Origin of the sequence: Rhizobium sp. YS-1r (genome assembly GCF_000757525.1) — a bacterium.
Lineage (GTDB): Bacteria > Pseudomonadota > Alphaproteobacteria > Rhizobiales > Rhizobiaceae > Neorhizobium > Neorhizobium petrolearium.
On sequence record NZ_JPYQ01000019.1, the window covers coordinates 130,565 to 150,278 of the forward strand.

The 19,714-nt window shown below is 61.3% G+C and carries 18 protein-coding genes; 9 read left to right on the forward strand and 9 right to left on the reverse strand.

Translation table 11 applies throughout. From position 1 onward, the window contains the following. The 3 genes from JL39_RS14670 to JL39_RS14680 all read right to left on the reverse strand — a co-directional run bounded on the left by JL39_RS14670 (position 1) and on the right by JL39_RS14680 (position 3,843). Positions 1–924, reverse strand: a complete 924-nt coding sequence (locus JL39_RS14670) for a branched-chain amino acid ABC transporter permease (protein ID WP_037151775.1) — start codon at positions 922–924, stop codon at positions 1–3. Positions 925–933: 9 nt separating this feature from the next. Then, positions 934–2,070 (reverse strand): ABC transporter substrate-binding protein, encoded by a 1,137-nt coding sequence (locus JL39_RS14675; protein WP_037151779.1) that lies wholly within the window; start codon positions 2,068–2,070, stop codon positions 934–936. A 147-nt stretch (positions 2,071–2,217) separates the two neighbouring features. After that, positions 2,218–3,843 carry an AMP-binding protein gene (locus JL39_RS14680; protein WP_037151782.1) on the reverse strand — a complete coding sequence of 542 codons (1,626 nt, stop codon included), beginning with the start codon at positions 3,841–3,843 and terminating at the stop codon, positions 2,218–2,220. Between the two features lie 206 nt (positions 3,844–4,049). Between JL39_RS14680 and JL39_RS14685 the strand changes: the two genes are divergently transcribed. Further along, positions 4,050–4,874, forward strand: coding sequence for an alpha/beta hydrolase (locus JL39_RS14685; RefSeq protein WP_037151785.1), 825 nt, complete (start codon positions 4,050–4,052; stop codon positions 4,872–4,874). Here the strand turns inward: JL39_RS14685 and JL39_RS14690 are convergent. Genes JL39_RS14690 through JL39_RS14705 form a run of 4 tightly spaced genes read right to left on the reverse strand, consistent with a single transcriptional unit; the run spans position 4,871 to position 8,367 of the window. Beyond that, positions 4,871–5,392: a winged helix DNA-binding protein gene (locus tag JL39_RS14690; protein WP_037151787.1), complete on the reverse strand. Its 522-nt coding sequence runs from the start codon at positions 5,390–5,392 to the stop codon at positions 4,871–4,873. The two genes, JL39_RS14685 and JL39_RS14690, sit on opposite strands and share 4 nt — an antisense overlap. Positions 5,393–5,449: 57 nt before the next feature. Beyond that, complete coding sequence (locus JL39_RS14695; protein WP_244446891.1) at positions 5,450–6,439, reverse strand: TRAP transporter substrate-binding protein; 990 nt, start codon at positions 6,437–6,439, stop codon at positions 5,450–5,452. A gap of 24 nt (positions 6,440–6,463) precedes the next feature. Continuing rightward, positions 6,464–7,780 (reverse strand): TRAP transporter large permease subunit, encoded by a 1,317-nt coding sequence (locus tag JL39_RS14700; protein ID WP_037151791.1) that lies wholly within the window; start codon positions 7,778–7,780, stop codon positions 6,464–6,466. Between the two features lie 2 nt (positions 7,781–7,782). Continuing rightward, positions 7,783–8,367, reverse strand: coding sequence for a TRAP transporter small permease (locus JL39_RS14705; RefSeq protein WP_052182871.1), 585 nt, complete (start codon positions 8,365–8,367; stop codon positions 7,783–7,785). A gap of 207 nt (positions 8,368–8,574) precedes the next feature. On the opposite strand from JL39_RS14705, the gene JL39_RS14710 reads away from it, so the two are divergent. From JL39_RS14710 to JL39_RS14725, 4 genes are all read left to right on the forward strand, one after another. Beyond that, positions 8,575–12,231, forward strand: a complete 3,657-nt coding sequence (locus tag JL39_RS14710) for a hydantoinase B/oxoprolinase family protein (RefSeq protein ID WP_037151793.1) — start codon at positions 8,575–8,577, stop codon at positions 12,229–12,231. A 20-nt stretch (positions 12,232–12,251) separates the two neighbouring features. Next, positions 12,252–13,466 (forward strand): TIGR03862 family flavoprotein, encoded by a 1,215-nt coding sequence (locus JL39_RS14715; RefSeq protein ID WP_037151796.1) that lies wholly within the window; start codon positions 12,252–12,254, stop codon positions 13,464–13,466. 100 nt (positions 13,467–13,566) lie between these two features. Continuing rightward, the gene (locus JL39_RS14720) at positions 13,567–14,286 is read left to right on the forward strand and encodes a YoaK family protein (RefSeq protein ID WP_037151799.1); all 720 of its coding nucleotides are present in this window, start codon (positions 13,567–13,569) and stop codon (positions 14,284–14,286) included. 34 nt (positions 14,287–14,320) lie between these two features. Continuing rightward, positions 14,321–15,109, forward strand: a complete 789-nt coding sequence (locus JL39_RS14725) for a YdcF family protein (protein ID WP_037151801.1) — start codon at positions 14,321–14,323, stop codon at positions 15,107–15,109. Here JL39_RS14725 and JL39_RS14730 read toward each other — a convergent pair whose 3' ends face one another. Beyond that, positions 15,110–15,583 (reverse strand): hypothetical protein, encoded by a 474-nt coding sequence (locus tag JL39_RS14730; protein ID WP_037151804.1) that lies wholly within the window; start codon positions 15,581–15,583, stop codon positions 15,110–15,112. Between the two features lie 131 nt (positions 15,584–15,714). Here JL39_RS14730 and JL39_RS14735 point away from each other — a divergent pair, with 131 nt between their 5' ends. Beyond that, positions 15,715–16,368, forward strand: coding sequence for a trimeric intracellular cation channel family protein (locus JL39_RS14735; protein ID WP_037151808.1), 654 nt, complete (start codon positions 15,715–15,717; stop codon positions 16,366–16,368). 6 nt (positions 16,369–16,374) lie between these two features. On the opposite strand, the gene irrA is transcribed toward JL39_RS14735, so the two are convergent. Then, entirely contained in the window at positions 16,375–16,791 is a 417-nt protein-coding gene (gene irrA, locus JL39_RS14740; RefSeq protein ID WP_037151811.1) for an iron response transcriptional regulator IrrA, read from the reverse strand. 306 nt (positions 16,792–17,097) lie between these two features. On the opposite strand from irrA, the gene fabA reads away from it, so the two are divergent. From fabA to fabI, 3 genes are read left to right on the forward strand one after another with little or no spacing between them, the layout of a single operon-like run. Beyond that, a complete protein-coding gene (gene fabA, locus JL39_RS14745; RefSeq protein ID WP_037151814.1) occupies positions 17,098–17,613 on the forward strand; it encodes a 3-hydroxyacyl-[acyl-carrier-protein] dehydratase FabA in 516 nt (171 codons plus the stop codon). A gap of 48 nt (positions 17,614–17,661) precedes the next feature. Beyond that, positions 17,662–18,885, forward strand: coding sequence for a beta-ketoacyl-ACP synthase I (gene fabB, locus JL39_RS14750; protein ID WP_037151817.1), 1,224 nt, complete (start codon positions 17,662–17,664; stop codon positions 18,883–18,885). A 4-nt stretch (positions 18,886–18,889) separates the two neighbouring features. Continuing rightward, positions 18,890–19,696: an enoyl-ACP reductase FabI gene (gene fabI, locus JL39_RS14755; RefSeq protein ID WP_037151820.1), complete on the forward strand. Its 807-nt coding sequence runs from the start codon at positions 18,890–18,892 to the stop codon at positions 19,694–19,696. Positions 19,697–19,714: the final 18 nt, after the last annotated feature.

The following is a 19,714-nucleotide window of genomic DNA, read 5'->3' on the forward strand; positions in this document are numbered from 1 at the left end:
TCACGCATGCGCTGCCGGGAAGAGCCCGCGCGGCTTCACCGCGAGGATGACCGCCATGACGATATAGATGAGCATCGAGGCCACGGCGCCGCCGATCATGCCCGCCTGGGCCGGCGGAGCGAAGAATGCGAATATCTGCGGCAGCAGGAAACGGCCCATCGTGTCCGTGACGCCGACCAGAAGCGCGCCCAGGAGCGCCCCCTTGATCGAGCCGATGCCGCCGATGACGATCACCACGAAGGCGAGGATGAGCACCGGCTCGCCCATGCCCACCTGCACCGATTGCAAGGCGCCGACCATGGCACCGGCGAACCCGGCCAGCGCCGCACCAAGGGCGAAGACGACCGTATAGAGCGTGCGGATATCGACGCCGAGCGCCCCGATCATCTCCCGGTCGCTTTCGCCGGCCCGGATGCGCATGCCGAGCCGCGTCTTCGAGATCAGCATGTACAGCCCGAAAGCGACAACCGCGCCGGCAGCGATGATGGCCAGACGATAGACCGGATATTGCGTGCCGCCGGGCAGTGTCACCGCCCCCTGCAGGAGCGGCGGGATATCGAGATAAAGCGGAAACGAGCCGAAGAGCCAGCGCGTGCCTTCGGAGAACATCAGGATCAGCGCGAAGGTGGCAAGCACCTGATCGAGATGGTCGCGATCGTAAAGCCTGCGGATCACCACGAGCTCGACGATCGCACCGGCCGCCGCCGCGGCGACGAGGCTGGCGATGAGCCCGATCCAGAACGAGCCGGTCCAAGCCGCCACGGCGGCGCAGGCGAATGCGCCGACCATATAGAGCGAGCCGTGAGCAAGATTGATCAGGCCCATGACGCCGAAGATCAGCGTCAGCCCGGCGGCCATCAGGAACAACATGACGCCGAGCTGCAGGCCGTTCAGCAACTGCTCGAGAGCAAGCGCAACGGTCACGGGGAGACCTTAGATCTTGCAGTCTTTGGCATAGGCGTCCTTATGATCGGTGAAGATCTTTTCCACCGTCTTGTTGGTGAGGACGCCATCCTGCTTCACCACTTCCGTGAGGTAGATGTCCTGGATCGGATGCTGGTTCGTGTTAAACTTGAACTTGCCACGCGGCGACTGGATATCCGCCTTCAGAAGTTCGGCGCGGAAAGCATCCGCATCCTTCACATCCGCCTTCGCAGCAGCAGACAGGATGAGCTGCGCGGCGTCATAGGCCTGAACTGCATAGATCGATGGCAAGCGGTTATATTCCTTCTGGAAGTCGGCGAGGAACTTCTTGCTGGCTTCGTTGTCGAAATCCGGAGCCCACTGGCCGGACGCCTTGGCGCCAAGCGCCGCATCGCCGATTGCCGGAAGCACGTCTTGGCTGAAGGAGAAGCCCGGCCCCATGACCGGAATCTTCACGCCCGACTGGGCAAATTGCTTCATGAACGCAATGCCCATGCCGCCCGGCAGAAAGACGAAGATACCATCGGCACCGGAAGCGCGCATCTGGGCGATTTCCGCCGCGTAATCCGTCTGGCCAACCTGAGTATAAACCTCGGCAGCGAGTTCGCCCTTGTAATAGCGCTTGAAGCCCGTCAGCGAATCCTTGCCGGCCGGATAGTTCGGGGCAAGGATGAACATCTTCTTGTAGCCCTTATTGGCATATTCGCCCATCGCCTCGTGAAGATTGTCGTTCTGATAGGCCGCATTGAAATAGAGCTTGTTGCAGTTCGCCCCGGCAAGTGCAGCGGGAGCGGCATTCGTGGAGACGTAGAACTTGCCTTGCGCAACAGCACTCGGAGCAACCGCCATCAGCAGGTTCGACCAGACGATGCCGGTCAAAATATCCACCTGGTCGCTCTGGATCATCTTGTCGGCGATCTGCACCGCAAGTTCCGGCTTCTGCGCATCGTCCTCGGTGACGACGGTAATGTCCTTGTTGCCGGAATTCTTGATCGCCAGCATGAAGCCGTCGCGTGTATCGATGCCGAGACCGGCGCCGCCGCCCGAAAGCGTGGTAATCATGCCGATCTTCAACGGCTCGGCAAAAGCAAGGCCCGAGGCGCTCATGCTCAGGGTCAGCGTGGCTGCGGCAAGCAGTTTCTTCATGTGACGAACTCCCGTTTGTTGTTGTATGTCGTTCCCAGATATTCCGGCAGCGGGGCAGCAGCCCGCCGAACGTTTCATTACCTTCCACATTTGCGCGGAAACTTCCACTCTGCATACGCAGTGAAACGCAACCACCACGAAGTACGGTTAAGCTGAAAGTTTCCGCTTCAACCGGAAGCGCTGGATCTTACCGGATTCGGTCTTCGGCAGCGCGTCGGTGAAAACGATCGAACGCGGATATTTGTAAGGCGCAATGACGCTCTTCACATGCTCCTGCAGCAGCTTCACCATCGCGTCGCAAGCCTCACTGCCGGGAACAAGCACGACATGCGCCTCGACGATCATGCCACGTCCGTCGTCCGGCACGCCGATCACGGCGCATTCCAGCACTGCCTCGTGCTTCAGGAGAGCCGCCTCCACTTCCGGGCCGGCGATATTGTAGCCGGCCGAGATGATCATATCGTCCGAACGCGCAGCGAAATGGAAATAGCCGTCCTCGTCCTGCACGAAAGAATCGCCGGTGAGGTTCCAGCCGTTGCGGACATAATCCTTTTGCCGCTCGTCGGCGAGGTAACGGCAGCCGATCGGGCCTTTGACTGCGAGCCGGCCGATCGTGCCACGCGGCACCTCGCTCATATCGTCGTCGACAACGATCGCCTCATAGCCGGCGAGCGGCTTGCCGGTGCAGGCGGGCCTGGCATCGCCCAAGTGGTTCGAGATGAAGATATGCAGCATCTCAGTCGCACCGATGCCGTCCAGAATGGGTTTGCCCGTCTTTCTCACCCATTCTTCGAAAACGGGGCCCGGTAAGGTCTCGCCGGCCGAAACGGCGATGCGCAGAGAAGAAAGGTCCGCACCTTCGTCCATCGCGGCCAGCATGGCGCGGTAGGCGGTGGGCGCGGTGAAGCTGATCGTCGCCTTGTAGGTTTCGATGATCTCGATCATCTTCGGAGGCGTCGCCTGCTCCAGAAGCGTCGCAGAGGCGCCGAAGCGCAATGGAAAGACCGCGAGGCCGCCGAGGCCGAAGGTGAAGGCAAGCGGTGGCGAACCGACGAAAACATCGTCCGGCGTGACGTCCAGCACCTCTTTGGCATAGGCATCGGCGATGATCAGGAGATCGCGATGGAAATGCATGGTAGCCTTCGGTACACCGGTGGAACCGGAGGTGAAACCGAGCAGGGCCACATCGTCCCGACCTGTCTTCACCGCATCATAGAGCACCGGCTTGTTCAGCGCCGCGCGATCGAGTTCCGCATCATGGTTGGCAGTGCCATCAAAACCGATCACCTGCTTGAGGAACCGGCTTTCCTTGGCGCAAGCGACCAGTTCGTCCATCAGGCGCGTGTCGCAGAGCGCCAGGGAAATCTCCGCCTTGTCGATGATCTTGGCGAGCTCGCCGGCACGCAGCATCGGCATCGTGTTGACCACGACAGCGCCGGCCTTCGTCGCCGCCAGCCAGCAGGCGACCATGGCCGGATTGTTGGCGGAGCGGATCAGCACCCGATTTCCGGGTTTCAGGCCATAATCCTCCGTGAGCGCCAGGGCGATGCGGTTCGTCCAGTCGGAGAGCTCCTTGTAGGTGCGACGGCGGCCGTTGCCGATCAGGGCGGTATGATCGCCAAAACCCTTTTCCACCATACGATCGGTGAGCTCAACCGCTGCGTTCATCCATTCCGGATACTCAAAGCCGTCGAGCTTGATTTCCGGCCAAAGATCCGGCGGTGGAAGGTTGTCGCGGGCAAACGTATCCAGATGGCCTGACGGTCCCAGCATTTTTCAGTTCCCAAGTTTTTTATCCATGCGGCTTTTTGCCTTTTGTTCAGAATTGCACCGCTTCCTTCCGGTTGCAAGAGAGAAATTTTAAGTTTGTAATAATTTTCACCGGCTGCCATTTTCCGCTCCGGACGGGTTCCAAGCAGGCGATGGCGATGCCAATATGCGGCCGGGGATCATAACCGCATTGAGGGGAGAAAACGAAAATGCGCCATCGGATCAGCGACTGGGACAATGCCTATGCCAACGGCATCAACATTCCCCAGGGCGACCGCTGGCCGGCGGCATGGGTGGAGCCTGCACAGCAATATCGTGAAGCGCTTTCCGCCGAAGGACGTGCGAAACTCGGCCTTGTCTATGGCGGAAAGCCTCGCAACCGCTTCGATCTTTTCCTGCCGGAGTCCAGGCCTGCCGGCCTGATGGTCTTTGTCCATGGCGGCTTCTGGATCGGGCTCGACAATAGCTACTGGTCGCATTTTGCCAAGGGGGCGGTGGAACGCGGTTATGCCGTCGCCATGCCGTCCTACACACTTGCCCCCGAAAGCCGCATCGCCGACATCACGATTGAAATCGGCGGGGCGATCGAAGCTGCCGCCGAAGAGGTCGAGGGACCGATCCGACTGATCGGCCACTCCGCCGGAGGCCAACTGGTGACGAGAATGATTTCCGCGACGTCACCGTTGCCGGAAACGGTTCGAGGCCGCATCGCCAATGTTGTTTCACTCTCCGGCGTCCATGATCTCCGTCCCCTCCTTACCACGAAGATGAACGAAAAGCAGCGCATAGACCGGGACGAAGCCTATCGCGAAAGCCCTGCCCTTCTGGAGCCGATGCCAAACGCAAGGGTAACCTGCTGGGTGGGTGCTGCGGAACGTTCTGAATTCGTCCGCCAGAATGCACTGCTCGCCAGCATCTGGAAAGGCCTGGGCGCTGAGACCGAAGCCGTCGAGGAGCCGGACAAGCACCACTTCAACGTGCTGGACGGAATGACGGATCCCGATCATCCGTTGATGGAAGCGCTTTTCTCCTAGAGGGATGCGGCGGCGCGAGCCGCCTGATCGTAGTGGCCGGAAAGTGCGCGGAGGCGGGCTGCCACTTCCGAAAGCGATTCAGCCGAGACTTCCGTGGCCAGCACCGAACGGACCAGCAGGCTTTCGCGCATCGCCTTGTAGCGGGCGCAGGCCTCGGCACCTGCTTCCGTCGCCATGACCAGCTTTTCCTTGCCGCGGCGCCCGGATTTGATCAGCTTGAGCCGCTCAAGCTTCTTTAACGCGTAAGTGACGACATGCGTATCCTCGATGTTGAGGACCAGTGCGATGTCGGCCAGTGTCTTAGGCTTGTTGCGGCTGTTGATGTTGTGCAGCACGAGGATGTCGATCGGGGAAAGATCCGGCACGCCGGCTGCCGCCATGCAACGAACCATCCAGCGATTGAAGGCATGATTCAGCATGATCATGCCGAACTCGATCTCGGAAAGCGCCGGCAGGGCGCCGCTCGCCAGATGCCCGGAGGAAACGATCGGGCCTAAATAGTCCTTTTCCGATGACATGACTTCTCCTCCCGGCAAATGAAAACGCCGCTAGCGACTGCTTGCGGCGTCCTCAAATCACATCTTCTTGTAGGCGTCCAGAATGGCGGCGCCGTCGGCGCCGGCTTTCTTCGACCAGTCTTCGGTCAGTTTGCTACCAACATCGGCGAGACCCTTCTTGAGCTCGTCGCTGGGTTCGATCACCTGCATGCCGTTCTGCTTCAGTGTGTCCATGTAGCTCTTGGTTTTTTCGACTGCGAGGGACCAGCCGCGGGTTTCGGCCGCTGCCGCCGCATCGGCAACTGCCTTCTGCACGGCCGGATCGAGTGCTTCGAACACAGCCTTGTTGACGAAGATGATGTTCTTCGGAATCCAGGCCTGGGTGTCGTAATAATGGGTGAGCGATTCCCAGATCTTTGAATCGACGCCGGTGGCGCTGGACGTCATCAGCCCGTCGACGACGCCGGTTGCGAGCGCCTGCGGCAGCTCGGCGGCCTGGACGGTGACCGGCTGGGCGCCGACAAGCTCGGCGATGCGCGACGTGCCGACATTGTAGGCGCGCCATTTGAGGCCCTTGAGGTCAGCGGTGCTGTTGACGTCCTTCTTGGTGTAGATGCCCTGCGGCGGCCATGGCGTCGAGTACAGAAGTTTCAGCCCCTGCGCATCGAGCGCCTTTTCGACGGTCGGCTTGGAAGCCTCCCAGAGCTTTTTCGCCCGATCGAAGCTGGTGGCCAGGAAGGGCACGACATCGATGCCGAAGACCGGATTCTCGTTCTCGTGCAGGGAAATCAGCACTTCGCCTGCCTGGGCCTGGCCGGTCTGGACCGCGCGCTTGATATCCGGAGCCTTGAAGAGCGCTGCACTCGGATGAACGGTGATCTTCAGCGCGCCATTGGTTGCCGTTTCGACGTCCTTGGAAAACTGCATCAGGTTTTCGACGTGGTAATTGGCCGGCGGATAGGCCGAGGGCAGGACCCAGGCAGTCTGAGCCAGAGCCGAGCCGGCACAGGCGATTAAGGCAGCAGCCGTGAGGCCGACGCGGGTAATGGCCTTGAAGTGCATCATCATGTTTTCATTCCCCTTTTTAAGAAATTAACCCGGAAAAGCCATTTTCGGCAGGACCAGCACGATATCCGGGAAGATCGTGAGGATGGCGACCGTCGCCAAAAGCAGGAAGAAGAACGGCAGCGCGGCGCGCGCAACCGTCAGGCTGTCTCTACCGCTCATCGTCTGGAGCACGAAGAGATTGAAGCCGACCGGCGGGGTGATCTGAGCCATCTCCACCATCAGCACCAGGAAGATGCCGAACCAGATCAGATCGAAGCCGGCCTGCTGGATCATCGGCAGCACCACCACAGTCGTCAGGACGATCATCGAAAGACCGTCGATCGCGCAGCCGAGCAGCACATACATGACGGTGAGCACCGCAATCAGCGCATAAGGGCTCAGGTGGAAGCTATCGACCCAGGAGGCCAGCGCATTCGGAATCCCCGTATAGCCCATGGCGATCGACATGTATCCGGCACCCGTCAGGATCAGCATGATCATCGCCGTCATGCGCGCAGCGCCCATGACGCTTTCCCAAAAGCTCTTCCAGGTGAGCGCCCGTTGCCAGAGCGCGATCACGAGCGAGCCGAGCACGCCCCAGGCCGCACATTCGGTGGCTGTCGCCCAGCCGAGTACCAGTGTTGTGAAAATGACGGCAATGAGAAGCGCAAGCGGGATGAGATTGAGCGTCTCCTTCAGCTTCTGCCGGAAGCTCAGGCCGGGCGCCGGAGGCGGAGACTTGTCGGGGTTCTTCAGCGACCAGATGACGATCGCTCCCATATAGAGCGCCATGACGATGACCGCCGGGAGCAGGCCAGCCAGGAACATCTGGATGATGGAAACGTTCGCGGCGACAGCATAGACGATCATGGTAATCGACGGCGGCACGAGAAAGCCGAGCGTACCGGCGCCTGCCAGCGAACCGAGACTGATCATCTCGTCATAGCCGCGCCTCTTCAATTCTGGCAGAGTGATCTTCGCGACCATGGCTGTCGTGGCGGCGGACGACCCGGAGACTGCGCCGAAAAGCCCGCAACCGAGAACATTGACATGTACCAATCTTCCCGGAATTCGGTTCAGCCAGGGGGAAAGCCCTCTAAACATTTCGTCAGATAATCTCGTCCTGTAGAGGATCTCCCCCATCCAGACGAAAAGCGGTAGAGCGGCGAGAGACCAGGAGGCGCTGCCCGCCCAGGCATTGGTCGCAAGTGCCGCGCCGATCTGTATTCCCGCCGGCGCGAACTGCATGGCGATGAAACCGCAGATCAGCAGCGAAATCCCGATCCAGACGCCACCGACGAGGAAGAGCAGGAGGGCGCCAAGGATGAGGCCCGATATTTCGACAAGGTTCGAGGCATCCATGGTCAGGCTCCGCTTTCCATGATCCGCTCGATCATCTCTTCCTCGGATTTCGGGGCCGGCTTTTCGTAGCGAGGCACGCCGCCAAAAAGCAGGTGGACCAGTTCATCCACGAAAGCGATTGCCAGGACGACCACGCCGACAGCCATGCCGAGCTGCGGTATCCACAACGGCACGGGTATGACGCCCTGAGAGATGTCGTTGAATTTCCAGGACGTCCAGACCATGTCCACCGCATACCAGGCGAAATAGAGCATGGCGGCCGCGCCGATCGCCGTGCAGGCGATCTCGATGACCTTGCGCGCAACACCGCTGAACCTGTCGATGAGAAGGCCCATGCGAATGAGCTCTCCGGAGCGGAACGTGTGGGCAAGGCCCAGGAAGGCCGCGGCCGCCATGCACCAGGAGGCGAAGTCGTCGCCGGCTGGGACATCCAAGCCGATTGGCCGGCCGGCCGACAGCGATAGCATGATGACGAAAATAGCGATCAGAAAAAGCCCGGCCAGCCAGCCGGAAACGAGATAGAGCCCGTCAAGCGTTTGACGGAGCCATTCAGGAAAGATGCTGTGGCGAGCATTAGCGGTGGACACGTGACGTCCTCCCCGCTGCGCGATGGCAAAGGATCATGGTCGGCTCCCCTCGGTTGCCGGTTTTGCAGGTGGAGCTCTTTGCTGGCTTCCTTGCCTGTTGGAAAGGCATGATGCTTCAAAAGACATTTTCCTGTCAACTAATCATTGACGTTTTATCGACGAAATGTTTTCGTTATTGCAAATCAAGCTTTCAACGAGGGGCAGAACATGGCCGATGGCAAGTGGGACTTCTGGATCGATCGCGGCGGCACCTTCACCGACATTGTCGGACGCAGACCTGACGGATCGCTGATCGCCCACAAGGTGCTATCGGAAAATCCTGAGGCCTATCGCGACGCAGCCGTGCAGGGTATCCGCGAGCTCCTGGGTATTCCGGCCGGCGTTCCGATCCCCTCGGAGGTGATCGGCGCGGTGAAGATGGGCACCACCGTCGCCACCAATGCGCTGCTCGAACGCAAGGGCGAACAGACCCTGCTCGTCACCACGCGCGGCTTCCGCGATGCCCTGGCGATCGGCTACCAGGCCCGCGCCGACATCTTTGCAAAGAAGATCATCAAACCTGAACTGCTCTATTCGGCCGTCGTCGAGGTCGACGAACGCGTCCGTGCCGACGGCACCGTCGAAGCGGAGCCGGAGGAAGGCGCGATCCGCGCCGAGTTACAGGGCCAATTCGACGCCGGTTTCCGCGCCGTCGCGATCGTCTTCATGCACGCCTATCGTTACCCGGCTCACGAACAGCTTGCCGCACGGATCGCCCGCGAGATCGGCTTCACCCAGGTTTCCGTCAGTCACGAGGTCTCGCCGCTCATCAAGCTGGTCGGGCGCGGCGATACGACGGTGGTCGATGCCTATCTGTCGCCGATCCTGCGCCGTTATGTCGACCAGGTGGCGGGCGAGCTTGGCGCCAACGAGGAAACCGGCCCGCAGCTCATGTTCATGCAATCCTCCGGCGGGTTGACTGCCGCCCGGCTCTTCCAGGGCAAGGATGCGATCCTCTCCGGTCCTGCCGGCGGCGTGGTCGGCGCAGTCGAAACCTCGCGGCTTGCCGGTTTCGAGCGCATGGTCGGCTTCGACATGGGCGGCACGTCCACCGACGTCTCGCATTATGACGGAGAGCTCGAACGCTCCTTCGAGACGGAAGTGGCCGGCGTGCGCATGCGCGCGCCGATGATGTCGATCCATACGGTCGCGGCCGGCGGCGGCTCGATCCTGCATTTCGAGAGCGGCCGCTTCCGCGTCGGGCCGGATTCGGCGGGCGCCAATCCCGGCCCCAAGGCCTATCGGCGCGGTGGGCCGCTCACCGTTACCGACGCGAACGTCATGCTCGGCAAGCTTTCACCCAAACTCTTCCCGGCGATCTTCGGGCCGAACCGCGACCAGCCGCTCGACGCCGACGCAGTGCGCGCCGCCTTCGAGGAGATGGCCAAGGTGATTGGCGATGGCCGCTCGCCGGAGGAAGTGGCCGACGGTTTCCTGTCGATCGCGGTCGAGAACATGGCGAATGCGGTCAAGAAGATCAGCGTCCAGCGCGGCTACGACGTCACCCACTATGTGCTGACCTGCTTTGGCGGCGCCGGCGGCCAGCATGCCTGCCTGACGGCCGACGCGCTCGGCATTTCCACCGTTCTGATCCACCCCTTCTCCGGTATCCTTTCCGCCTATGGCATGGGGCTTGCCGATATACGCGCCACCCGCCAGCGGACGATTTCGCTCGGGCTTTCGGCAGCGCTCGAAACGCTTTCTCCGATCCGCGAGGAACTTACGACAAGCGTGCTCGAGGAAATGGCCTCGCAGGGCGTCGCTCGCTCCGAAACGGACGTGCTGCATCGCGCCCATCTACGCTATCAGGGCACGGATACGACCTTGGCCGTAACTCTCGATGGAGCGACCGCGATGGTCGCCGCTTTCGAGACGGCGCACAAGAAGCAATTCGGCTTCATCTTCGAGAATCGCGAGATCATTTTCGAAGCCTATGAAGTGGAAGCGATCGGCGGCGGCGCCTCTTCCGCCGAGCCGGAATTTTCACTCGAAAGCTCCATGCCGACCGCGAGCGAGAAGACGAGATTCTTTTCGGGCGGTGCATGGCGTGAGGCTCCCGTCTATCGCCGATCCGACATCAAGTCGGGCGCCAAAGCGAACGGCCCCTGCCTCGTCGTGGAGCCGCACCAGACGATCGTCGTCGAAGATGGCTGGGCCTTCGAGATCACCAAATTGAACCATGTCGTCCTGAAGCGCGTCGCGGCGCTTTCCCGCGCCTTGCCGATCGGTACGCAAGCCGATCCGGTGCTGCTCGAAGTGTTCAACAACCTCTTCATGTCGATCGCCGAGCAGATGGGCGTCACGCTGCAGAACACCGCCTCCTCGGTCAATATCAAGGAACGGCTCGACTTCTCCTGCGCCGTCTTCGACGAAAACGGCGCGCTGGTCGCAAACGCCCCACACATGCCGGTGCATCTCGGCTCCATGGACCGATCCGTCGAGACGGTGATCGCTGCAAACAAGGGAAAAATCCGCCCTGGCGACGTCTTCGCCCTCAACGCGCCCTATAACGGCGGCACGCATCTGCCGGATATCACCGTCGTCACGCCGGTTTTTGACGAGAAGGCGCAAGAGGCGGGGAGCGCCGAAGGCGCGACAGGGAACAAAGAACCGAAGATTCTCTTCTACGTCGCTTCGCGCGGCCACCATGCGGATGTCGGCGGAACGGCGCCGGGCTCAATGACGCCGCTTGCGACGACGGTGGACGAGGAAGGCGTTCTCTTCGACAACGTTCTCCTGGTCGACCGTGGCCGCTTCGACGAGGCGGGCATCACCAGGCTCCTCTCCGACCATCCCTATCCCGCCCGCAACGTCGCCCAGAACGTCGCGGACCTGCGCGCCCAGATCGCAGCCAACGAAAAGGGCGTGCATGAGATGCGCAAGATGATCGCGCAATTCGGCCTCGACGTGGTCAAAGCCTATATGGGCCATGTGCAGGACAATGCGGAAGAAAGTGTCCGCCGGGTCGTCGCAAAGCTCAGCGACGCGGAGTTCTCCTATGCGACCGACCAGGGCAGCGTCATCAAGGTCAAGATCACGGTGGACCGGGACAAGCGCGAAGCGACCGTCGATTTCACCGGCACCAGCCCGCAGAAAAAGAACAATTTCAACGCCCCGGAGCCGGTGACGCGCGCCGCCGTGCTCTATGTCTTCCGGGTAATGGTGGAAAGCGCGATCCCGATGAATGCCGGCTGCCTCAGACCGATCCGTATCGTCGTGCCGGAAGGCTCGATGCTGAAACCGCAATATCCGGCGGCCGTCGTCGCCGGCAATGTGGAAACCAGCCAGCACGTCACCAATGCGCTCTTCGGCGCACTGGGAGCGATGGCCGCGAGCCAGGGCACGATGAACAACCTCACCTTCGGCAATGCGACCTACCAGTATTACGAGACGCTGTGCTCCGGCTCGCCCGCCGGCCGCTTCAACGACGGCACCGGGTTTGCCGGCACGGACGCCGTGCATGTGCACATGACCAATTCGCGCCTCACCGATCCGGAAATCCTGGAAACCCGCTATCCGGTGCTGCTCGAAGACTTCCACATCCGGCCGGATTCCGGCGGCAAGGGCAGGTTTTCCGCCGGCAACGGCACGAAGCGCACCATCCGCTTCCTGGAGAGAATGGATTGCGCCATGCTTTCCTCACACCGGACGATCCGGCCGCACGGGCTTGACGGCGGCGAGGCCGGCGAACTCGGCCAGACCCTGGTGCGGCGCCTCGACGGAACGATGGAAGAGCTCGCCGGCTGCGACCAGACGGTGATCGAGGCCGGCGAAGCGGTGATCGTCGTCACGCCGACCGCCGGGGGCTATGGCAAAGCGGATTGATTTGTCCTAACCCGCAAGGGATGACGAAACAGATCGCGATTATCGGCGGCGGACCGGCAGGGCTGATGGCGGCGGAAGTTCTTTCCGCCGCCCATTATGCTGTGACTGTTTATGATGCCATGCCGACCTTCGGCCGGAAATTCCTGCTGGCCGGCAAGTCCGGGCTCAACATCACCCATTCGGAGGATTTTTCGCGGTTCGCGGAGCGTTTCGGCGCGGCGTCCGCTCGCCTGCGGCCTGCCCTTGAAGCCTTCAAGCCGGTCGATATCCGGGCCTGGGCGCTCGGCCTTGGCACAGAGACCTTCGTCGGCACGTCCGGCCGTGTCTTTCCCAAGGTCATGAAGGCCTCGCCGCTTCTGCGCGCCTGGATAAGGCGCCTGGAAGCGCAGGGCGTCCAATTGAAGACGCGGCACCGCTGGACAGGCTTTGCGGACGACGGCTATCGCTTCGAAACCCCGGAAGGAGTGACGGTGATCCGCCCGGATGCGGTGCTGCTGGCGCTCGGCGGCGCAAGCTGGCCGCGCCTCGGGTCCGATGCGGCCTGGCTGCCCTGGCTCGGGCAGAAAGGCGTTACGGTCGCCGCTTTCCAGCCCGCCAATTGCGGGTTCGACGTCGCTTGGAGCGAGCCGTTTCGAGAGCGTTTTGCCGGTGTGCCGCTGAAATCCGTTTCCGCATCATCCGATGCCGGCACGATACAAGGTGAGTTTATCATTTCCAGGCATGGGATAGAAGGCAGCCTTGTCTATGCTCACGCAGCAGCACTGCGCGACCGCCTCGAACGGGAGAGCCATGCCGCGCTGACGGTCGACCTGGCACCCGGACGTTCGGCCGAGCGCCTGACCATGGACCTTGCCCGGCTTAATTCCAAAATGAGCTTCTCCAACCGGCTACGCAAGGGCGCAGGGCTCGAAGGCGTGAAGGCCGCCCTGGTGCGTGAGCTCGCGCCGGAAGCGAACCGCATGGCGCCAAAAGAACTGGCCCTATTCATCAAGGCCCTGCCCATTCCGCTCGTCCGACCGCGTCCGATTGCCGAGGCCATATCCTCAGCGGGCGGCATCGCGTGGAGCAATCTTGATGAAAACTACATGCTGAAGCCCCTACCGGGTCTTTTTGTCGCAGGCGAGATGCTTGATTGGGAGGCCCCGACTGGTGGTTATCTACTGACCGCCTGTTTCGCCACGGGCCGCGCCGCAGCAAAGGGTATCGAAGCCTGGCTTCGCTTGCGACTGAGCTGACGCACCGGGCAGATTTGCGATTTTTCAATTTGTCCACGACCATGCCGGGTAACACCATCCGGCATGGGTTCACTCCTGCTTTCGAGGCGAGAGGGCCTCCATGTCCAGAACCAGACGACGCCACATCATCAAACGAAGACGGACAATCACAGGCCTTGCGCTTGTCGCGGCAATTTCCTTCGTCGCCGGTATGACGGATGCGATCGGCCTGCTTCTTTCCGGCGACTTCGTGTCGTTCATGACCGGCAACACCACGCGCGCCGCGCTCTCCTTCGCGGACGGCAACTATTCCCATGCGCTCATCCTCTTCTGCGCGCTTTGGGTCTTCATCGCCGGCAATGCATTCGGTATCGTGCTGGCGCATACCGTCTCGGCCCGCCGCACTTTCGTGGTGCTGTCTGGCGTCGCAATCATCCTGGCTACCGCGTCGGTGCTGCCCGAGACAAGTTTCCCGCGGCTGCAATTCTATCTGGTCGTGCTTTCCATGGGCATGATCAATGCGACGGTAGAACATATCGAGGGATTGCCGATCGGCCTCACCTATGTCACCGGGGCGCTTTCCCGCTTCGGCCGGGGCATCGGCCGATGGCTCGTTGGCGACCGCAACCCCGCCGGCTGGCTGATCCAGACGGTGCCCTGGACGGGCATGGCCTGCGGCGCAGTGACGGGCGCCCTGCTGACGAAATATGTCGGTAACCACGCGCTCTGGATCGTCGCCATGCTGACCGTGGCGATCGCCCTGACAACGGTGCTCATGCCCCGCCCCCTGCATCTCCATTTTCACCAGCAGCCGATGGTGCCGGCCAGGCGCCGCTCTTGACGGGCGAGCCGGCCCGCCGCCATAAGATGTGCCGATGTTCCTGATTTCCAAATTCTTCTGGCTGGCGGCGCAGCCCTTGTCGATCGCCTTCGGCCTGGCTGCGCTTGCAACCCTGCTGGCCTTTGCCGGCCGGCCAAAGCTCGCGGGCACATTCTCGCTTCTCGCAGCCCTCGTGCTGTTCGTCACGCTCTACACGACGACAGGCACCGCTGCGCTGCAGATCCTGGAGGCGCGGTTTCCGAAACCCCGGCAGGAGCCTGCCGATCTCACCTGCATGATCGTGCTCGGCGGCGCGCTTGAGACCGAGGTGACGACCAGCCGCGGCGGCATGGAATTCAACCAGGCAGCCGATCGCTTTGTCGAGACCTTGCGGCTCGCCTTGCGCCATCCGCAGGCGCGCATCCTGATTTCCGGCGGCGACGGCTCCATCAGCGGTGTCTATGAGGGGGAGGCAGAAGCTTCGGAACGGTTCTTCTCCGCTTTCGGCATCCCGGCCGACCGGCTCGTGAAGGAGAATACGTCCCGGACAACCTATGAGAACACAGTCAATACCGCCGAACTCCTGAAGAGCCGGGGGCTCGAAAACTGCCTGTTGATCACATCGGCCTATCACATGCCGCGTTCGGTCGGCCTGTTCCGCAAGGCAGGAATTCAGGTCGTGCCCTGGCCGGTGGATTATCGGACGAGCGGCATTGCCGGCCTGTCGCTGGATTTCACCCAGCCTTCGCTCAACGCCCAGCTCACCACCACCGCCGCACGGGAATGGATGAGCCTGACGGCCTATTATCTGACCGGACGCATCGGCGATGTGTTTCCGCAGTGATCACTTCTTGGAGATCGTGACGAAGCGACCGCCGCGCACGCGCACGCGCATCTCGCAGGGCACCGCATCGGTGCGCTCGCAGAAGCGCGGATGCATCTTCAGCAAAAACACCATGTTGCCGAAATATTTGACGAAGTCATAGCTGTAGATTTGTGCCGTGGCGATCATGAAATAACCGCCCTCCCTGGCTTGCAGATAGAAGTTATAGGGGCAGCCATCGCTGTTGCAGCCCGGTCCTCTTTTTCCGTCGCAGACCAATTTACTGTGGTCGGAGACCAGATCGATGATCCCATCGTTGTTGATGTCGAACCGTTCGATGAAGTCCGGTTCGAACTGCGCCATCTTGCACTCGCTCCGGAAGTGATCCTTCTCGTAGATCTCCGGATCGCTGATGAGCTGCTGCTGCGCGAAGGCAAGGGTCGGCACCAGGATCAGCACAACAACCCGGACCCATACGATCAAGAACCTTTTCACGGGATCACCTCCGCAAATTCATCTGTTCACGGCGCACGCGCACCGGTGACGGGTGCGATCGCCGGTGATTATGCTAAGGAGGAGCACTTGCGCGACGCTGACCACACGGGCCGCAACGCTGGGGAATTTGCATGTCCTTGCTGATGATTCTCGACTATGCCGGCATCGCGCTTTTCGCGGCGACAGGCGCGCTTGCCGCCTCGAGAAAAGAGCTCGATCTGATCGGCTTCCTGTTCTTCGCGGCCGTTACCGGGCTTGGAGGCGGCACGCTGCGGGACATCATCCTCGACCGCATGCCGGTCTTCTGGGTTCTCGATCCGACTTATATCCTGATATGCGTGATTGTGGGCGCTTTTCTGTTCAGCACGGCGCACCGGGTGGGATGGCGCTATCGTCTGCTGATCTGGCTCGATGCAATCGGGCTTGCCGCCTACAGCGTGCTGGGAGCGGCAAAAGGGCTCGCCGCCACAGGGTCGCCAACGATCGCAATCGTCGCCGGCACATTGACCGCCACCTTCGGCGGCATCCTGCGTGACCTGCTTGCCAACGAACCTTCCGTCCTGCTTCGGCCGGAAATCTATATCACCGCTGCACTTGCCGGCGCCGGCGGCTTTACCGCGGCTGACGCATTTGGCCTGCCTCTTTATGCCAGCTCCGGCCTCGGCGTGGCAATCGCCTTCGCGCTGCGCGGCGGCGCCATCCATTACGGCTGGACCCTGCCGCGTTACAAGCCCCGGCCCGGCCGGCCTCCGGACGAAGCTATCAAAGGGAAAAAGACGAAATAACCCGTATCAGGACTTCTTTTCGCGCAGGCGGATGATCACATCCACATGAGCAACTTCCATGCCTTCCGGCGCTTCGGGGAGATTGCCGATCTCCAGATTGCTGACCGGAATATCGAGCACCTCGTTGCGGCCTTCCACGAAGAAGTGATGATGATCGGAGATATTAGTGTCGAAGTAAGTCTTGGTGCTTTCGACCGCGAGGACGCGAATAAGACCGGCCTCGGTGAACTGATGCAGCGTGTTGTAGACGGTTGCCAGCGAGACGAGAACGCCGGCCGCAGCCGCTTCCTCGTGCAGTTCCTCGACTGTCAGATGACGGTCGCCCTTGGCGAATAACAGATCGGCAAGCGCGACGCGCTGTCGCGTCGGACGCAGGCCGCAATGGCGCAGTCTCGCCTCGATATCGATCATGGCTTCTGCCATATTGCCTGTCAGCTCCCACCGTTCACGCGCATGTCAGGTATCTTGACTTTCGCATATAACTTTTACGGCCAGCACTTTCAATAGTTTCCGGAGGATACCGGCCGGGAGATCGGCAAAAACGCGCAAATTCCCTCACAAGCCTCTGGTTTGCGCCCATAGCTTCCTATATGCGGACCTAAACAGACGAATGTTCCCACGCTTGGCTATCCCCAGGGCAAAGTGAAAGGTCATCGTCACACTTCAATTTGGACCGATCTTGCAATAGTGGTTCTGATACAGAAGGTTCAACGGGGGAAACGGAAATTTATGGCAACCAGACAGTCCAGCTTCTCTTACGAAGAAATCCTCACCTGCGCCCATGGCCAGATGTTCGGCCCGGGCAATGCGCAGCTTCCGCTGCCGCCCATGCTGATGTTCCACCGCATCACCGAGATATCGGAAACCGGCGGCCCCAACGACAAGGGTTTCATCCGTGCTGAGTTCGACATAACGCCGGATCTCTGGTTCTTCCCCTGCCATTTCGAAGGTGACCCCGTCATGCCGGGCTGCCTCGGGCTCGACGCCATGTGGCAGTTGACCGGCTTTTATCTTGGCTGGCTCGGCGAACCCGGCAAGGGGCGCGCCATATCTACTGGCGAAGTGAAGTTCACCGGCATGGTTACTCCCTCAACCAAGCTGGTGGAATATGGCATCGACTTCAAACGCGTCATGCGCGGCCGTCTCGTGCTCGGAATTGCCGACGGCTGGATGAAAGCGGACGGCGAGGTGATCTACCGCGCCAGCGATCTGAGGGTCGGCCTGTTCCAGGAAAAGGCGGCCTGACACCGGCCTCGCGCCCAAGGCAGAACAGAGAGAAAAGGTTTTGATGAGATGAGACGGGTAGTTGTCACGGGTCTCGGTATCGTATCCTCGATCGGGAGCGATGCCGCCGAAGTCACCGAATCGTTGCGCCAGGCGAAATCCGGCATTTCATTCTCCCCCGATTTTGCCGAGCATGGCTTCAAGTGCCAGGTCTGGGGCAAGCCGACGCTTGATCCGACGGACCTCGTCGATCGCCGCGCCATGCGTTTCCTCTCCCAGGGAGGCGCCTGGAACCATGTGGCCATGAAACAGGCGATCGCCGATTCCGGCCTGGAAGACAAGGATATCGGCGAAAACGAGCGCACCGGCATCATCATGGGATCGGGTGGCCCGTCCACCCGGACGCTGATCGAGGCGGCCGAAATCACCATCAAGAACAACAGCCCCAAGCGCATCGGCCCCTTTGCCGTGCCGAAGGCCATGTCCTCGACGGCATCCGCCACGCTTGCCACCTGGTTCAAGATTCACGGCGTGAACTATTCGATCTCGTCCGCCTGCTCCACCTCCGCGCACTGCATCGGCAATGCGGCGGAGATGATCCAATGGGGCAAGCAGGACGTGATGTTCGCCGGCGGCCACGAGGACCTCGACTGGACCATGTCGAACCTGTTCGACGCCATGGGCGCCATGACGACCAAGTTCAACAACCGGCCGGAAAGCGCCTCGCGCGCCTATGACGTCGACCGCGACGGCTTCGTCATCGCCGGCGGCGCGGGCGTTCTGGTCCTGGAGGAGCTGGAACACGCAAAGGCCCGCGGGGCGAAGATCTATGCCGAACTTGTCGGTTACGGCGCAACCTCGGACGGCTACGACATGGTCGCGCCGTCGGGCGAAGGCGCGGTGCGGTGCATGCGGCAGGCGCTTGCGACCGTGAAGGGCGACGTGGACTATATCAACACCCACGGCACCTCGACGCCGGTGGGCGATAGCAAGGAGATCGGCGCGATCCGCGAAGTCTTCGGCGACAAGATCCCCCATGTCCAGTCGACCAAGTCGCTCACCGGGCATTCGCTCGGCGCCGCCGGCGCGCAGGAATCGATCTACAGCCTTCTGATGATGCAGGAAGGCTTCATCGGCGAAAGCGCCCATATCGAAAACCTGGATCCGGAATTCGAGGGCGTGCCGATCGTGCGCAAGCGCATCGACAATGCCAAAATCGACATTGCTCTTTCCAATTCATTCGGGTTCGGCGGCACCAACGCCACGCTCGTCTTCCAGCGCTATAATGGATAATTCCATGACGGGAATCATGCAGGGGAAACGCGGCCTGATCATGGGGGTCGCCAACAATCACTCGATCGCCTGGGGGATATCCAAGGCGGTTGCCGCACAGGGCGCGGAACTCGCCTTCACATATCAGGGCGAAGCTCTCGGCAAGCGCGTGAAGCCGCTTGCCGCCGAACTCGGCTCTGATTTCGTCGTCCCGTGCGATGTCGAGGATATCGCCTCGGTCGATGCCACCTTCGCGGCGATCAAGGAGCGCTGGGGCACGCTGGATTTCCTCGTCCACGCCATCGGCTTTTCCGACAAGAACGAGCTCAAGGGTCTTTACGCCGACACGACGCGTGAAAACTTCAGCCGCACCATGATCATTTCCTGCTTCTCGTTCACCGAAGTCGCCAAGCGTGCCGCCGAATTGATGCCGAATGGCGGCTCGATGCTGACACTGACCTATAACGGGTCCCAGCGCGTCATCCCGAACTACAATGTCATGGGCGTCGCCAAGGCGGCTCTCGAAGCATCGGTTCGCTATCTTGCTGCCGATTACGGCCCGCGCGACATCCGCGTCAACACGATCTCGGCCGGCCCTGTCCGGACGCTGGCGGGTGCCGGAATTTCCGATGCGCGCGGCCCCTATTCCCTGAACCAGCAGAACGCGCCGCTGCGCCGCACCGCAACCATCGAGGATATCGGTGGCTCAGCCCTCTACCTTCTGTCCGATCTCTCCCGCGGTGTCACCGGTGAAGTTCACTACGTCGACGCCGGCTACAGCATCACGTCGCTTCCGACGCTCGACAAACTGCGCAAGGCGGATGCGGAATAGGACTTTCGGATTTTCGGT

Coding starts and splice junctions, on each gene's coding strand:
- JL39_RS14735 (WP_037151808.1), top strand. CDS start 15,715: ATGTCCTTGCTGATGATTCTCGACTATGCCGGCATCGCGCTTTTCGCG.
- JL39_RS14690 (WP_037151787.1), bottom strand. CDS start 5,392: ATGTCATCGGAAAAGGACTATTTAGGCCCGATCGTTTCCTCCGGGCAT.
- irrA (WP_037151811.1), bottom strand. CDS start 16,791: ATGGCAGAAGCCATGATCGATATCGAGGCGAGACTGCGCCATTGCGGC.
- fabA (WP_037151814.1), top strand. CDS start 17,098: ATGGCAACCAGACAGTCCAGCTTCTCTTACGAAGAAATCCTCACCTGC.
- JL39_RS14720 (WP_037151799.1), top strand. CDS start 13,567: ATGTCCAGAACCAGACGACGCCACATCATCAAACGAAGACGGACAATC.
- JL39_RS14680 (WP_037151782.1), bottom strand. CDS start 3,843: ATGCTGGGACCGTCAGGCCATCTGGATACGTTTGCCCGCGACAACCTT.
- fabB (WP_037151817.1), top strand. CDS start 17,662: ATGAGACGGGTAGTTGTCACGGGTCTCGGTATCGTATCCTCGATCGGG.
- JL39_RS14700 (WP_037151791.1), bottom strand. CDS start 7,780: ATGGATGCCTCGAACCTTGTCGAAATATCGGGCCTCATCCTTGGCGCC.
- fabI (WP_037151820.1), top strand. CDS start 18,890: ATGACGGGAATCATGCAGGGGAAACGCGGCCTGATCATGGGGGTCGCC.
- JL39_RS14715 (WP_037151796.1), top strand. CDS start 12,252: ATGACGAAACAGATCGCGATTATCGGCGGCGGACCGGCAGGGCTGATG.
- JL39_RS14685 (WP_037151785.1), top strand. CDS start 4,050: ATGCGCCATCGGATCAGCGACTGGGACAATGCCTATGCCAACGGCATC.
- JL39_RS14725 (WP_037151801.1), top strand. CDS start 14,321: ATGTTCCTGATTTCCAAATTCTTCTGGCTGGCGGCGCAGCCCTTGTCG.
- JL39_RS14695 (WP_244446891.1), bottom strand. CDS start 6,439: ATGATGATGCACTTCAAGGCCATTACCCGCGTCGGCCTCACGGCTGCT.
- JL39_RS14710 (WP_037151793.1), top strand. CDS start 8,575: ATGGCCGATGGCAAGTGGGACTTCTGGATCGATCGCGGCGGCACCTTC.
- JL39_RS14675 (WP_037151779.1), bottom strand. CDS start 2,070: ATGAAGAAACTGCTTGCCGCAGCCACGCTGACCCTGAGCATGAGCGCC.